This is a genomic window from Pseudomonas sp. URMO17WK12:I11 (assembly GCF_007677725.1).
GTDB lineage: Bacteria > Pseudomonadota > Gammaproteobacteria > Pseudomonadales > Pseudomonadaceae > Aquipseudomonas.
Map to the genome: position 1 here is coordinate 405486 of NZ_VEDF01000001.1, position 14678 is coordinate 420163.

Sequence of the window (14678 nt, forward strand, 5' to 3'; positions counted from 1 at the left end):
CCTAGGAGAGTGAATACATGGCCTACGATTTTGATCTGTTCGTGATTGGCGCCGGTTCCGGCGGTGTGCGTGCGGCGCGCTTCGCTGCAGGTTTCGGTGCAAAAGTGGCGGTGGCCGAGAGCCGTTATCTGGGGGGGACCTGCGTCAACGTCGGATGCGTACCGAAAAAACTGCTGGTCTACGGCGCCCATGTCGCCGACGAGCTGGAACAGGCTGCTGGGTATGGCTGGACCCTGGAAGAAGGCCATTTCGACTGGGGCACGCTGATCGCCAACAAGAACCGTGAGATCGACCGGCTCAACGGTATTTATCGCAACCTGTTGACCGGCAGCGGCGTCACCTTGCTACAAGGCCACGCGCGGATCACCGGCCCCCATCAGGTCGAGGTGAATGGCGAGCAGTACAGCGTCGAGCGCATCCTCATCGCCACCGGTGGCTGGCCGCAGGTGCCGGACATCCCAGGCAAGGAGCTGGCGATCACGTCCAACGAAGCGTTTTACCTCAAGGAGCTACCACGCCGGGTGCTGGTGGTAGGCGGCGGCTACATCGCCGTCGAGTTCGCTGGGATCTTCCAGGGGCTGGGCAGTGACACCACGCTGCTCTATCGCGCAGACCTGTTCCTGCGCGGTTTCGATGGTTCGGTGCGCACGCACCTTAAGGAAGAACTGGAAAAACGGGGCATGAACCTGCAGTTCAACGCCGATATCCAGCGCATCGACAAGCTCGAAGATGGCACCCTCAAGGCTACCCTCAAGGACGGCCGCGAACTGGTCGCCGACTGCGTGTTCTACGCCACCGGCCGCCGCCCCATGCTGGACAACCTGGGGCTGGAAAACACCGGCGTCGAGCTGGATGAGCGTGGCTTCATTCGCGTCGATGAGCAGTACCAGACCACGGCACCGTCGATCCTGGCCATCGGCGACGTGATCGGCCGCGTGCAACTGACCCCCGTAGCGCTGGCCGAAGGCATGGCCGTGGCGCGGCGGCTGTTCAAGCCGGAGCAGTACCGCCCGGTGGATTACCAGAACATCCCGACTGCGGTATTCAGCCAGCCGCCGATCGGCACCGTCGGTCTGACCGAAGAGCAGGCGCTCGACGCCGGTCACAAGGTCACGATCTTCGAAAGCCGCTTCCGCGCCATGAAGCTGACGCTGACCGAGATTCAGGAGAAAACCCTGATGAAACTGGTGGTCGACGCCGAAACCGACAAAGTACTGGGCTGCCACATGGTTGGCCCGGATGCTGGCGAGATCATTCAAGGCTTGGGCATCGCCCTCAAGGCTGGCGCCACCAAGCAACAGTTCGATGAAACCATCGGCGTGCATCCAACGGCTGCTGAAGAGTTCGTCACCCTGCGCACTGCTACTCGCTGATCGGCGCGCGCACTGTTCAAAGCAACGGGTTGCGCTAACAGGCGCAATCGGTTGCTCAGCCGATTCCCTTCTATTAATGATCTGCGGTTATAGCCAAAACCAATCACAAGCATGAGCTTTGCCAATGAGCCTTTGGCCGGAACAGTCGGTAGGATTCACTCCATCAACTGATTCCAACCCCATGAAGGAGCGTCTCTCATGCCGATCATCAACAGTCAGGTCAAACCGTTCAACGCCACCGCCTACCACAAGGGCGAGTTCGTCCAGGTCAGCGAAGCCGACCTGAAAGGCAAGTGGTCCGTCGTGTTCTTCTACCCGGCCGACTTCACCTTCGTTTGCCCAACCGAACTGGGTGACCTTGCCGACAACTACGCCGAATTCCAGAAGCTGGGCGTTGAGATCTATGGCGTCTCGACCGACACCCACTTCACCCACAAGGCCTGGCACGACACCTCGGACACCATTGGCAAGATTCAGTACCCGCTGATCGGTGACCCGACTCACATCATCTCGCGCAACTTCGACGTGCTGATCGAAGAAGCCGGCCTGGCTGATCGCGGTACCTTCGTGATCAACCCGGAAGGCCAGATCAAGATCGTCGAACTGAACGACGGTGGTGTTGGCCGCGACGCTACCGAGCTGCTGCGCAAGGTCAAAGCCGCCCAGTACGTTGCCGCCCACCCAGGCGAAGTCTGCCCGGCCAAGTGGAAAGAAGGCGAAGCCACTCTGGCACCATCGCTGGACCTGGTTGGCAAGATCTAAGGTCATGCCGATCTTCCGGGCGGTAAGCAGCCGCCACAGCTGAAGTTCTCACCGCCCCGTAAAACGCCCGGGCGCTATCGCCTGGGCGTTTTTGTATCCGAGTTTTGAAAAGGAATCGCCCGTATGTTGGACGCCACGCTTAAATCGCAACTGAAAACCTACCTGGAGCGGGTCACCCAGCCGATCGAGATCGTTGCTTCCCTCGACGACGGCGCGAAGTCCCGCGAATTGCATGACTTGCTGGTAGAAATCGCCAGCCTGTCGAACCTTATTACCCTCAGCGCCGATGGCAGCGATGCGCGTCGCCCATCGTTTTCGCTGAACCGCCCTGGGGCCGATATCAGCCTGCGCTTCGCTGGCATCCCCATGGGCCATGAATTCACCTCCCTGGTACTGGCCCTGCTGCAAGTCGGTGGCCATCCTTCCAAGGCCAGCGCCGAGGTCATCGAGCAGATCCAGGCGCTGGAGGGTGAGTTCATCTTCGAGACCTATTTCTCGCTGTCTTGCCAGAACTGCCCTGACGTTGTTCAGGCGCTGAACCTGATGGCGGTGCTCAACCCCAACGTGCGCCACGTGGCGATCGACGGCGCCTTGTTCCAGGAGGAGGTCGAGTCGCGCAAGGTGATGGCGGTGCCGAGCATCTACCTCAACGGTGAAGTCTTCGGCCAGGGCCGCATGGGCCTGGAAGAAATCCTCGGCAAGATCGACACTAACGCGGGCAGTCGCCAGGCCGAGAAAATCAACGCCAAGGCGGCCTTCGATGTCCTGGTCGTCGGCGGTGGCCCGGCTGGCGCAGCTGCAGCGATCTATGCAGCGCGCAAAGGCATTCGTACCGGCGTCGCCGCTGAACGCTTCGGTGGCCAGGTCCTCGACACCTTGGCCATCGAAAACTTCATCTCGGTGCAGGAAACCGAAGGGCCGAAGTTGGCCACGGCGTTGGAAGAACACGTCAAGCAGTACGACGTCGACATAATGAACCTGCAGCGCGGTGAAGCCTTGATCCCGGCCACCGATGGCGGCTTGCACGAAGTCCGCCTGGCCGGCGGCGCTTCGCTCAAGGCCAAGACGGTGATTCTGGCGACCGGTGCGCGCTGGCGGGAAATGAACGTGCCGGGCGAGCAGGAATACCGCGCACGGGGCGTGGCCTACTGCCCGCACTGCGATGGTCCGCTGTTCAAGGGCAAGCGCGTGGCGGTGATCGGCGGGGGCAACTCTGGCGTTGAAGCGGCGATCGACCTGGCTGGTATCGTCGCCCAGGTGACGCTCATCGAGTTCGATAGCCAGTTGCGTGCCGACGCGGTCTTGCAGCGCAAGCTGCACAGCTTGCCGAACGTCAAGGTGATTACCAGCGCATTGACCACCGAGGTGGTCGGTAACGGTGAGAAGGTCACAGGCTTGCGTTACCAGGATCGCACCAGCGAGGCGCTGCATGACCTGGAGCTGGAAGGCATCTTCGTGCAGATCGGTCTGTTGCCCAATACCGATTGGCTCAAGGGTACCGTCGAGCTGTCGCCGCGCGGCGAGATCATCGTCGACGCCAAGGGTCAGACCAACGTGCCAGGCGTGTTCGCCGCAGGTGACGTGACTACGGTCCCTTACAAGCAGATCGTCATCGCGGTCGGCGAGGGTGCCAAAGCGTCGCTGGCCGCGTTCGACCACCTGATCCGCACGTCAGCGCCGGCATAAGTCTGCTTACGGCTTGTAAAATCGAGCAAGACAACAGCACGAGTGGGCCAACTGAAGGTGTCTATGCTTAACGGCAGACACCTTCAGGACGTTCTTATGACCCTCATCAGCCGCGAGCCCTGGTGGCTAGTTCCGCCCAAGCCCTGTCAGCACGAACAAGATCTGCACTGGGGCTATCTTGAAATCTACGCCGACGGCCGCACCGTGTTCGTCGATCAGCGTCCTACCGACCAGGAACTGGCAGAACGTAAAAGCTGCCGACACTTCCCAGAGCCGGAGCGCTAGCGGCTTAGCCTTCGAGCTCGGCCAGACGCGCTTCCAGCGCGGCGACCCGCGCTTCCAACGCCTCGATGCGCTCATCGGCGATGCCGCCAGTCGTGCTGCGCGCGCCGCCTTCCTGTTGCCGCGCAGCCAGGATCGACTCGATCTCCGCCGGCTCACCCAAGGCATGGGTGTAGCGGTCCTCGCGCTGGCCTGACTGGCGCGGCAGATGCAGCGCCAGGCCGCGGGAAACCAGGCGTTCGAGCTGATGCTGGATCTGCTCGGTGTCATCGAATTCATGCAGGCGATTGCTGCGCGCCAGCAGCTCGCCAAGGGTCTGCGGCCCGCGCAGGAACATCAACCCCATCAGCACTACTTGCGCCGGTACCAGTTCGAGGGCTTTGTCCACGCGGTGTTCCCAGCGGTCGGCGCGGCTGCCCATTTGCAAGCGTGTCATGGCTTGCCCTTCGAGCGCGCGCAGGGCCTGGCCGACCTGGCCCTGGCTGAGATTCATCACTGGCTCGCGACTGGTCTTCTGGTTGCACGCCAGCACCAAGGCATTGAGGGTCAGCGGGTAGCTTTCCGGGCTGGTGGCCTGCTTTTCGATCAGCGCGCCGAGGATGCGGATCTCGATGCTGCTCAAGCGGCCTTCGCCGGTAGTGGGATGCTCTGACATGGCCCTTTCTCATACGGGTGGGAAGGCCACTAGCGTAGGTAAAGCCTCGAGCTTAAGCAATCCGTCCGCCAACCGGCTACGGGGCCGCCATGCAGCCCCGACGGCGATCACGCGCTGCGCCGCGCCTGTCCCTCGCACGCCGCTGCGGTAAACAGCACATCGGTCGAGGAGTTGAGTGCCGTTTCTGCCGAGTCCTGGAGCACGCCGATGATGAAGCCTACGGCGACCACCTGCATGGCGATTTCGCTAGGGACGCCAAACAGGCTGCAGGCCAGCGGGATCAGCAGTAGCGAGCCGCCGGCCACGCCCGAAGCACCGCACGCGCAGATCGCTGCGACCACGCTCAGCAACACCGCGGTCGGCAGGTCGACGGCGATGCCCAGCGTGTGCACCGCGGCCAGGGTCAACACGGTGATGGTGATCGCCGCGCCCGCCATGTTGATGGTGGCTCCCAACGGTATCGACACCGAATAGGTGTCTTCATGCAGCCCCAGGCGTTCCGACAACGCCAGGTTCACCGGAATGTTCGCCGCCGAGCTGCGGGTGAAGAACGCCGTGATGCCGCTTTCGCGCAGGCACATCAGGGTCAGTGGGTAGGGGTTGCGGCGGATTTTCCAGAACACGATCAATGGGTTCATCACCAGCGCCACGAACAGCATGCAGCCGATCAGCACACCCAACAGGTGCAGGTAGCCGAGCAGGGCAGCAAAGCCCGATTGCGCCAAGGTCGAACTGACCAGGCCAAAGATACCCAATGGCGCGAAGCGGATGACCACGCGCACGATCAGGGTCACCCCGTTGGACAGGTCATCGACCACCGTGCGGGTCGTCTCGCCGGCATGTCGCAGAGCAATGCCCAGTCCGATGGCCCAGGTCAGTACGCCGATGAAGTTGGCATTGAGCAAGGCGTTGACCGGGTTGTCGACCGCACTCAGCAACAGGTTCTGCATCACTTCGCCGATGCCGCCCGGCGCGCTGAGGGTTGCCTCGCTGGCGTTGAGCACCAGGTGCGATGGAAACAGCATGCTGGCGACCACGGCCACGACGGCGGCGGCGAACGTACCCAGCAGATACAGCCAGAGAATGGGACGGATGTGGGTTTCCTGGCCATGGCGATGATTGGCGATCGAGGCCATGACCAGAATGAACACCAGCACCGGCGCCACTGCCTTCAAGGCACTGACGAATACCTTGCCGAGAAAGGCCAGGTCGCGGGCGAGGGCGGGTGCCAGCAGTGCCAGGGCGATACCGGCAACTAGGCCGATGACGATCTGAGTCACCAGGCTGGTGCGCTTGAGGAGACGGAAAACAGGTGTCATGTGCGGCGTGATCTCGGCAGTCAGCAAAAAGGGCGCAACTTTACCATAGACCCCAGCGGCGCAAAGTCAGCCTTGTCACCAGTGAAACAGCTCGCGGCGCGCGCCTTCGGTGATGGCCACGATCCCAGGGTGCTTGACCTTGCGTTCCACCGAGATGGCGTAGAATGACTCCAGCACCGCCTCGGTCTGGCCGATCAACTGCACGCCATACTGTCGGCACACCTCATCGGCGATCACGCTGGGGGCGACGAAAATGCCGCTGCCCGACTGACCGAAGGCCTGCATCAGTGCGCTGTCGTCGAACTCGCCGACGATCCGAGCCTGCACCTGCTGCTCGCCCAGCCAGCGCAGCAGGCGGCTACCGACCACGGTTTCCGGGCCGGGAATCAGCAGCGGCGCGTCTTGCAGGCAGGCAGGAAAGACGCCGCCATGCTGTTTGGCCAGGGCCGGTGTGGCGAAAAAGCTCAATCCGCATTCCCCCAGCTTTTGGCTATACCCCTTGATGTCCAGATGGCCGGGCATCGGGCTGTCGGAGATCACCAGGTCCAGGCGCTGGATCGCCAGGTCTGCCAGCAGTCGCTCCAGTTTGTCTTCGCGGCAGTTGATGCGCAGCACTTCGTCAAGCGCCATGGTCGGGGCCAGCAGGCGATAGACGATCGACTTGGGGACCACGTCGGCCACTCCGACGCGAAACAGAATCTGCTCTTGTGGGCCAGCCCTGAGCATCGCCTCGAGCTCATTGCCGATCTGAAACATCTGCTCGGCATGGACCAGCGTCTGGCGACCCGTTTCGGTCAGCTCCAGCTGCCGGCCCACGCGCTGAAACAATTCCAGCCCGTAGGTCTGCTCGAACAAACCGATCTGCCCGCTGATGGTCTGCGCCGTAAGGTTCAACTGCTCGCTGGCGCGAGTAATGCTGCCGGTCTTGGCGACAACCCAGAAATAGTGCAGCTGACGGTAGTTGAGCACAGAATTCCCCGATTCGTAAAAACCGAAGTATACACGCTGAAAATACGAATTTTCCTGAAGTATGCCGCTGGCTAGACTGCTTACCCATCAGGCGCAGAGCGCCGGCGGAAATATTTGAGCGAGGACACTATGCTGCACTTCAAAGCCATCGGTACACCGCTGGTCCTGACCCTGGCGTTGCTGGCACTGGCCGGTTGCGACCAGGCCGAAAAATCTGCCCAGCAGATGCTTGACCAGGCGGCGCAGTCGGCCAAGCAGGCCATCGACGACACCAACAAGGCCGCTCAGCAGGCGTTGAATGAAGCGATCGGGGGCGAGGCGCGCAAGCCCAAGGCCGCTGATGCAACCGCAACGACCGAAGAAATTTAACCTCATCACCGCTGCAGGATTAGAACAATGGAATACTTGCTGGAACTCGCCGCTAGCCCAACTGCCTGGGTCGCCCTGGCCACGCTGGTCGCCATGGAAGTGGTGCTGGGCATCGATAACCTGATCTTCATCTCGATCCTGACCAACAAGCTGCCCGTGGAATATCGCTCCAAGGCACGGCGAATCGGCATCAGCATGGCGTTGGTGATGCGCCTGGCACTGCTCAGCACGGTGGCCTGGATCGTCCAGCTGACCGACCCGGTGTTCGAGGTATTCGGAAATGCGTTTTCCTGGAAAGACGTGATTCTGATCGCCGGTGGCCTGTTCCTGTTGTGGAAAGCCACCCGGGAAATTCACGAGAACGTCGACCCGCATGGCGCCAAGGAGGAGGCCAAGGTGTCGTCAACGGTCACATTGGGCTTTGCCGCTGCAATTTTCCAGATCCTGCTGCTGGACATCGTCTTCTCGGTCGATAGCATCATCACCGCCGTGGGTATGACCGAGCACCTGCCGATCATGATCATCGCGGTAGTGGCGGCGGTGATCGTGATGATGGTGGCAGCAGACCCGCTGGCCAACTTCATCAACGACAACCCGACCGTGGTGATGCTGGCCCTGGGCTTCCTGATCATGATCGGCATGACACTGATCGCCGAAGGGTTTGGGGCCCATGTGCCGAAGGGTTATGTCTATGCAGCGATGGCGTTCTCGACGGCTATCGAGGTGCTCAACATCCTGGCGCGACGGGCGCGTCTGAAGCGTGATGCTGCGCAGGGCTGATGGCGTAATGCGGGGGCGCCCAGCGCCCCGTTGCATTGACTAAAGCGATAGCAGGAACATCAGTGCATCACGGCCTGTGGCCGCGGTTTGAGCTTGGGCCGCGCCTTCACCGCCGGTTCGGGCGGCAGGTCGGCATGCTGCGAGTGACGCCGCACGATCCGCAGTACACCCCAGAGCATGGCGGCTGCGACGCTAAGCCACATGCTCACCAACATCAGAATTGCCATGGTCAGGCTCATGTGTGCCTCCTTCTCTTGGGCCAACTTGTGGTTTGCCCTCCAGACACTTCATTAGTCTAGCTGCCCGTCTGGGACGTTCCATCGGCTTTTCGTCGATTGCCCGTCGGAGCGATGCCTGCCGCTTGTCAGACTGTACCCGGTGCGGTGGTCCCACTATGATCGGTAGCCAATGTCGGGCGCTGTCTGCCCGACCTCTGAACAAGCGAGTGTTCATGGCGCATCATTTCTGCAAACGCTTGGCCCGCGCCTCGCGTCATCTGTTGCTCACTGGCCTGCTGGCTGGCGCCCTGGCAGGCTGTGCGGGCACGCCCCCGACAGGGCTCAAAGGCCTGCCGCAACGGGTCGAGATCAGCAGCGTGCCGTTCTATCGCGGCAACGCCAACCACAGCGGCGCGATGGCGCTTGCAGCCTTGCTTTCGCAACAAGGCGCGCCTATCACCCCTGGGTTGCTGGACAAGCCGCTCAACCTGCCCGAAGGTGCCGACGCACTGGCCACCGGCATCCCGCAGGTCGCACGCGCATACGGCAAACTGGTGTACCCGCTGGACAAGCAGCTCGATGCCTTGCTCGTGCAAGTGGCGGCCGGTAATCCGGTGCTGCTGCGTTATCAGGAAGGCTCGGCGTGGTGGAGCGAGCCGCGGTACGCGGTGTTGATCGGCTACGACACCTACAAGAAGCGCGTGCTGCTGCGCTCAGGCATGCAGCGTCGCCAGCTCATGGGGTTTGACGATTTTGCCCAGAACTGGGCGAAGGAAGGGAGTTGGGCGGTGCTGGTGCAACCACCGCGGCAGTTGCCGGCCCAGGTGGATCGCCAGCGCTGGCTGCAAGCTGCCGACGCTTTGGCCAGGGCCGGCCAGGAAGGGGCCGCGAAGCAGGCGGTGGCCAGCCTCGAAAACGCGCGCTGACACCTGGCGCTTCGCCCATCGAGCGAAGCGCCAGTTCAAGCTTGGGCTCAGAAGCCCAAGCGATCGCGCAGGCTGTAGTACCAGGCGCCGATGGCGCTGAACGGCACGCGGAGCATCTGCCCACCTGGGAACGGGTAGTGCGGCAAGCCGGCAAAGGCGTCGAAACGCTCGGCCTGGCCACGCAAGGCCTCTGCAAGCACCTTGCCTGCCAGGTGCGTGTAGGTGACGCCATGGCCCGAGCAGCCCTGGGAGTAATAGATGTTGTCGCCGATGCGACCGACCTGCGGCAGCCGCGACAGGGTCAGCAGGAAATTGCCGGTCCAGGCGTAGTCGATCTTGACGTTCTTCAGCTGCGGGAACGCCTTGAGCATCTTTGGCCGGATGATCGCTTCGATATTGGCCGGATCGCGTGCACCGTATACCACGCCACCGCCGAAGATCAGGCGCTTGTCGCCGGTCAGGCGGTAGTAGTCGAGCAGGTAGTTGCAGTCTTCCACGCAGTAGTCCTGCGGCAGCAGGGTGCGCGCCAGCTCTTCGCCCAGCGGCTCGGTGGTGATCACCTGGGTGCCGCATGGCATCGATTTGGCCGCCAGCTCAGGCACCAGGTTGCCCAGGTAGGCATTGCCGGCGACGATGATGTACTTGGCACGAACTTTACCTTGCGGGGTGTGCACCACCGGGTTGGCACCACGCTCGATGCGCACCGCCGGCGTCTGCTCATAGATGATGCCACCCAGCGACTCGACCGCTGCCGCTTCACCCAAGGCCAGGTTCAGCGGGTGGATGTGGCCACCGCTCATGTCCAGCATGCCGCCGATATAGCTCTCGCACGCCACCACTTCACGGATGCGTTTCTGGTCCATCAGCTCCAGTTGGTTATGGCCGAAGCGTTCCCACAGGCGCTTCTGCGATTCCAGGTGGCCCATCTGCTTGGCGGTCAGCGCAGCGAAGACCCCGCCGTCCTTGAGGTCACACTGGATGTTGTACTTGGCCACGCGCTCGCGGATGATGCGCCCACCTTCGAAGGCCATCTGGCCCAGCAGCTGAGCCTGCTTGGGGCCGACGGTACGCTCGATCACGTCGATATCGCGGCTGTAGCTGTTGACGATCTGGCCGCCGTTGCGGCCCGAAGCGCCGAAGCCGACTTTGGCAGCTTCGACGATGCTCACCTTGAAGCCGTTTTCGAGCAGGAACAGCGCGCTGGAAAGGCCGGTGTAGCCGGCGCCAATGATACAGATGTCGGTTTCCACCTCACCCTGCAGCGCCGGACGTGGCGGCACCGGGTTGGCCGAGGCGGCGTAGTAGGACTGGGGGTAGGGGGTGTTAGCCATGCTGCAGGAACCTCGTGTTTTATATTTTTAACGAATGTACCGATGCTATCAATAATAATAAACACCCGCTAGTCGTCTGTTAAAAATCCGTTACCCCCTGGGCGCCGCTAGCTATCTATAAACAGTTTAAGATTCAGTGGCTTAGCGTAAAAAAAAGTGTTGACAGCAGTTATGGAATGCGTAGAATGCGCACCAACACGACAGGCACATAGCTCAGTTGGTTAGAGCACCACCTTGACATGGTGGGGGTCGTTGGTTCGAGTCCAATTGTGCCTACCAAACAAAGTCCCGTTTCACGGGCATCAGAAAGGGCGATCCGAAAGGGTCGCCCTTTTTGCATGGTTGCCGCGGCGGCGGAAACGTGCGCCCTAGGCAACGTGTTGAAAGTTTTGATTTTTTTGAAAAAAATGCTTTACAGGTGTGCATCCGGTCACTAATATGCGCACCACACGACAGGCACATAGCTCAGTTGGTTAGAGCACCACCTTGACATGGTGGGGGTCGTTGGTTCGAGTCCAATTGTGCCTACCAAACAAAGCCCTGTTTTACGGGCATTAGAAAGGGCGATCCGCAAGGGTCGCCCTTTTTGCTTTCCGCTTGCTCACGAAGCAGCGTGTAACCTTTGGTCGCGGGCGGTGACTGCTGTGGCCGTGATAGAATCCGCCCCTTCGAATCTGGAGGTACGCGCGTGCGCAAACTGGTGGTGGTGTTGGCAGTGATGGCCCTGGTCGGCTGCGAAAACGAGGTCGAAGGCGTGCACAAGCAGGTCGCAGAGCACCTGCCCAATCCTGGCACCGCCAAGTTCGGCAACGTGCGCATCGACACGAAAGGCACCATTTGCGGCCAGGTGCGTAGCAAGGATGACGCCGGCCAGTACCTGGCTTATCGCAGCTACGTCGCAGTCAAGACTGGCGACGGCCAATACCAGATCATCGTCGCCGACGGCAGCAACGAACTGCGTATCCGCGAATACTGCGGCGGCGCAGAGCTGCAACGGCGCGCCGACGCACTGGCCGATCAGCCGGCCCCTGAAGGGTGGGATGTCGAGGTGATCCAGGGCGCCAACATGGGCGCGCTGAGCGACATGACTGCACGCTTGATCGAGAAGGGCATTGCCTCTTCGGTGGAATACCGTGAGGGCAAGCCAGTGGTGTTGCTCGGCCCATTCCCCAGCAAGGCTGAGGCACAGGCGCGCCAGGCCGAAGTCATGGCCAAACTGGGTACCGATTCTGTGGTCATCCAGCACGGCGCGCAGCGTTAACTGTTATCTGTAGGCTTCCCCGGCTATGCTTGCCTTGAGCAAGCCAAACGGGGAGGGCCTCATGTCTACGCTGGAACGGGCCATTGCCGTAGCCGCCAAGGCGCACGAAGGCCAATGTGACAAAGGCGGAGCGGCCTACATTCTGCATCCGCTGCGGGTCATGATGCGGGTGAGCACGCCGGAGCAGCGTATCGTTGCCGTGCTGCACGATGTCCTTGAAGACACTTCGATGACCCTTTCGGACTTGGCCCGTGAGGGCTTTCCTCTGAAAATCCTTGCCGCCTTGCTGGCCCTGAGCCGTCACAGCGGCGAAAGCTACCAGGACTTCGTCGTGCGCCTGGGTAGCGACCCCTTGGCGCGCACGGTCAAACTGGCCGATCTAGCCGACAACAGTGACCTCACGCGCATCGCCATACCTGGCCCGGCCGACCTGGCGCGCCTGGCCCGTTACCGTGAAGCCAGCGCTTACCTGCAGGCGCTGGCCTGAGCTTCAGTCGTCCTTGGGGACTGTCCAGAACAGCTGAACGCCGCCGTCATCGCGGTGGGCGAGGGTAACGTTATCGTTTTCGGCGATTTCCTCGAGCAGTGTTTCCCAGTCGTCTGGCGATTCGTGTTCCAGGCGGAAGATCAATGCGGCACGGCTGCGCTGGGCCAGGGGGTTGTTGATGATCTTCTGAATGCGCAGGCCCATTTGCTGGTAACTGCTGGCAGCTGCGGATGCGGTAGTGGCCACGGGTGGCGATTCCTTGTTGTGCTGTACGTGCGTACAGTATTTCACGGCAGGTGTTTTCGCAACTGGTACACTGACGCTTCGCTGTTCTTTCTACGGAGTCTGTTGATGAGCGCCCTTACTTTCCGCCAACCCCGCCTGCAAGACGCTGAACGCTGCTTCGACATCGAGATCAGCGCCTATGAAGGCGACGAGGCGGCAACCCTCGACAAGATCCGCACGCGGATCAGCCAATACCCCCAAGGGTTTCTATTGCTGGAAGATCAGCAGGGCATCGTCGGCTTCATCAACAGCGGCTGCGCCCATCAGGTAGTGATGTCGGACGAGGCGTTCAAGGAGCTTGTCGGGCACGACCCAGACGCGCCCAATGTGGTCATCATGTCGGTCGTGGTCGACCCCGCTCACCAGGGCAGAGGTTATGCCGGCCAGCTGATGACAGCGTTCATTGCGCAGATGAAAGGGTACGGCAAGCAGACCATTCATTTGATGTGCAAAGAACAGCATGTGCAGCTGTACCGCAAGATGGGCTATCGGTACGTTCAGCCATCGCCTTCGGAGCATGGCGGCATGGCCTGGCACGAGATGGTCATGGAGCTGTAACGCGTAGCACGTGGCGATGAAAAATGGGGCGCTGCTGCGCCCCATTTTGATTCTCGGGATGGATCAGTATTCCCAGAAAATCCGCTGCAGCTCCTTGCTGTCTTGGGTCTTGGTCAATGCCACCATCGCCAGAATCCGCGCCTTCTGCGGGTTCAAGTCATGCGCCACGACCCAGTCGTTCTTGTCGTCCGGCTGCTCGGCATTGCGCAGTACGAAACCACCCTGGTTGACGTGGGACGAGCGAATGATCTGCACACCGTTCTTGCGCAGCTCCTGCAGGGCGGGGACCACGCGCGAGGACACCGAGCCGTTGCCGGTGCCAGCGTGGATCAAAGCCTTGGCGCCATTTTGCGCCAGCGCCTTGTAGGCGGTGTCGGTCACGTTGCCGTAGCCATAGGCGATATCCACCTGGGGCAGGCTGCTGATTTGCTTGATGTCGAACTCCGAGTTGCTGGTGTGGCGCTTGGCCGGCAGGCGGAACCAGTACGATTTGCCTTCGACCACCATGCCCATTGGGCCCCAGGCGCTCTTGAAAGCTTCGGTCTTGATATTGACCGACTTGCTCACGTCGCGACCCGATTGAATCTCGTCATTCATGGTCACCAACACGCCCTTGCCGCGCGATTGCTTGTCGCCCGCCACGGCCACGGCGTTGTAAAGGTTGAGCATACCGTCGGCGGACATTGCGGTGCCTGGGCGCATGGAGCCGACCACCACGATAGGCTTATCGGTCTTCTCCACCAGGTTGAGGAAGTAGGCGGTTTCTTCCAGGGTGTCGGTACCGTGGGTGATGACGATGCCGTCGACGTCGGCGCTGTCAGCGAGCTCGGCCACGCGTTTGGCCAGTTTCAGCAGGTCATCGTTGCTGATGCTTTCGGAGGCGATCTGCATGACTTGCTCGCCGCGTACATTGGCGACGTCCGCCAGCTCCGGTACGCCGGCGATCAGCTTGTCGACGCCCACCTTGGCGGCCTGGTAAGTGGCGCTGTTGGCAGCGCTGGCGCCGGCCCCGGCAATCGTGCCGCCGGTGGCCAGAATCACCACGTTGGCAAGTTTCTGTTGGGTTTCGGCTTCCTTGGCCGAGGCAGTGGTCGGCAGGATCAGCAGCAGCGCCAAGGCGCTGGGTGCGAAGGTTTTCAGTGCAGCATTCATGATTATTGTTCTCTCTCGTCCAATTGAGCTGTGTTGCAGGCACAAGCGAGGCAGGTTTCGTACCAACCCCGGAAGCGTGCGCAATCTGGGGCGCTGGGCACGCTCTGCATCCGGAACCCCGAACAAGCATAGGAAAAATTGTTCGGTTTTTCGGAGAATTTCCGGATAATCAATCAAGACGTCCGCCTCGGCAGGCCCTGGCAAAACGCATTTGACAAAGAGGGATCTTGTTCCCATAGTTAGCCAGCGCAAACGTTTGCTATCC

General features: G+C 61.2%; 17 protein-coding genes and 2 tRNA genes. 12 read left to right on the forward strand and 7 right to left on the reverse strand.

The genetic code is table 11. The features are described from left to right. Positions 1-17 precede the first annotated feature (17 nt). From gorA to FS665_RS02040, 4 genes are all read left to right on the forward strand, one after another. Positions 18-1373 carry a glutathione-disulfide reductase gene (gene gorA / locus FS665_RS02025; protein ID WP_145182599.1) on the forward strand — a complete coding sequence of 452 codons (1356 nt, stop codon included), beginning with the start codon at positions 18-20 and terminating at the stop codon, positions 1371-1373. A 198-nt stretch (positions 1374-1571) separates the two neighbouring features. Then, positions 1572-2135, forward strand: coding sequence for an alkyl hydroperoxide reductase subunit C (gene ahpC / locus FS665_RS02030; protein WP_133330622.1), 564 nt, complete (start codon positions 1572-1574; stop codon positions 2133-2135). A 123-nt stretch (positions 2136-2258) separates the two neighbouring features. Further along, positions 2259-3821, forward strand: a complete 1563-nt coding sequence (gene ahpF / locus FS665_RS02035; protein WP_145182601.1) for an alkyl hydroperoxide reductase subunit F — start codon at positions 2259-2261, stop codon at positions 3819-3821. 96 nt (positions 3822-3917) lie between these two features. Next, positions 3918-4106: a hypothetical protein gene (locus FS665_RS02040; RefSeq protein WP_145182604.1), complete on the forward strand. Its 189-nt coding sequence runs from the start codon at positions 3918-3920 to the stop codon at positions 4104-4106. Between the two features lie 4 nt (positions 4107-4110). Here the strand turns inward: FS665_RS02040 and FS665_RS02045 are convergent, their stop codons facing one another. The 3 genes from FS665_RS02045 to nhaR form a co-directional block, all read right to left on the reverse strand. Continuing rightward, the gene (locus FS665_RS02045) at positions 4111-4758 is read right to left on the reverse strand and encodes a YceH family protein (RefSeq protein WP_145182607.1); all 648 of its coding nucleotides are present in this window, start codon (positions 4756-4758) and stop codon (positions 4111-4113) included. A gap of 107 nt (positions 4759-4865) precedes the next feature. Next, a complete protein-coding gene (gene sstT, locus FS665_RS02050; protein ID WP_145182610.1) occupies positions 4866-6077 on the reverse strand; it encodes a serine/threonine transporter SstT in 1212 nt (403 codons plus the stop codon). 75 nt (positions 6078-6152) lie between these two features. Then, positions 6153-7046 carry a transcriptional activator NhaR gene (nhaR, locus tag FS665_RS02055; protein WP_145182613.1) on the reverse strand — a complete coding sequence of 298 codons (894 nt, stop codon included), beginning with the start codon at positions 7044-7046 and terminating at the stop codon, positions 6153-6155. A gap of 129 nt (positions 7047-7175) precedes the next feature. Here nhaR and FS665_RS02060 point away from each other — a divergent pair, with 129 nt between their 5' ends. Beyond that, complete coding sequence (locus tag FS665_RS02060; protein WP_145182616.1) at positions 7176-7415, forward strand: hypothetical protein; 240 nt, start codon at positions 7176-7178, stop codon at positions 7413-7415. Between the two features lie 27 nt (positions 7416-7442). After that, positions 7443-8195 (forward strand): TerC family protein, encoded by a 753-nt coding sequence (locus FS665_RS02065; RefSeq protein WP_145182619.1) that lies wholly within the window; start codon positions 7443-7445, stop codon positions 8193-8195. Positions 8196-8254: 59 nt separating this feature from the next. Here FS665_RS02065 and FS665_RS02070 read toward each other — a convergent pair whose 3' ends face one another. Next, positions 8255-8434: a hypothetical protein gene (locus FS665_RS02070; RefSeq protein ID WP_145182622.1), complete on the reverse strand. Its 180-nt coding sequence runs from the start codon at positions 8432-8434 to the stop codon at positions 8255-8257. Positions 8435-8589: 155 nt separating this feature from the next. Here FS665_RS02070 and FS665_RS02075 point away from each other — a divergent pair, with 155 nt between their 5' ends. Then, entirely contained in the window at positions 8590-9339 is a 750-nt protein-coding gene (locus FS665_RS02075; RefSeq protein WP_145182625.1) for a peptidase C39 family protein, read from the forward strand. Positions 9340-9386: 47 nt separating this feature from the next. On the opposite strand, the gene FS665_RS02080 is transcribed toward FS665_RS02075, so the two are convergent. Then, complete coding sequence (locus tag FS665_RS02080; RefSeq protein ID WP_145182628.1) at positions 9387-10670, reverse strand: FAD-binding oxidoreductase; 1284 nt, start codon at positions 10668-10670, stop codon at positions 9387-9389. Between the two features lie 202 nt (positions 10671-10872). Here FS665_RS02080 and FS665_RS02085 point away from each other — a divergent pair. From FS665_RS02085 to FS665_RS02100, 4 genes are all read left to right on the forward strand, one after another. Beyond that, positions 10873-10949 (forward strand) — tRNA-Val (locus tag FS665_RS02085). A gap of 175 nt (positions 10950-11124) precedes the next feature. Beyond that, positions 11125-11201 (forward strand) — tRNA-Val (locus FS665_RS02090). 157 nt (positions 11202-11358) lie between these two features. Then, entirely contained in the window at positions 11359-11931 is a 573-nt protein-coding gene (locus FS665_RS02095) for an SPOR domain-containing protein (RefSeq protein WP_145182631.1), read from the forward strand. Between the two features lie 61 nt (positions 11932-11992). Next, positions 11993-12418, forward strand: coding sequence for a GTP pyrophosphokinase (locus FS665_RS02100; protein ID WP_145182633.1), 426 nt, complete (start codon positions 11993-11995; stop codon positions 12416-12418). Positions 12419-12421: 3 nt separating this feature from the next. Here the strand turns inward: FS665_RS02100 and FS665_RS02105 are convergent, their stop codons facing one another. Further along, complete coding sequence (locus FS665_RS02105; protein WP_145182637.1) at positions 12422-12664, reverse strand: DUF1654 domain-containing protein; 243 nt, start codon at positions 12662-12664, stop codon at positions 12422-12424. 105 nt (positions 12665-12769) lie between these two features. Here FS665_RS02105 and FS665_RS02110 point away from each other — a divergent pair, with 105 nt between their 5' ends. Continuing rightward, positions 12770-13261: a GNAT family N-acetyltransferase gene (locus tag FS665_RS02110; RefSeq protein WP_145182640.1), complete on the forward strand. Its 492-nt coding sequence runs from the start codon at positions 12770-12772 to the stop codon at positions 13259-13261. A gap of 63 nt (positions 13262-13324) precedes the next feature. On the opposite strand, the gene FS665_RS02115 is transcribed toward FS665_RS02110, so the two are convergent. Next, positions 13325-14413, reverse strand: a complete 1089-nt coding sequence (locus FS665_RS02115; protein WP_145182642.1) for an asparaginase — start codon at positions 14411-14413, stop codon at positions 13325-13327. Positions 14414-14678 lie beyond the last annotated feature (265 nt).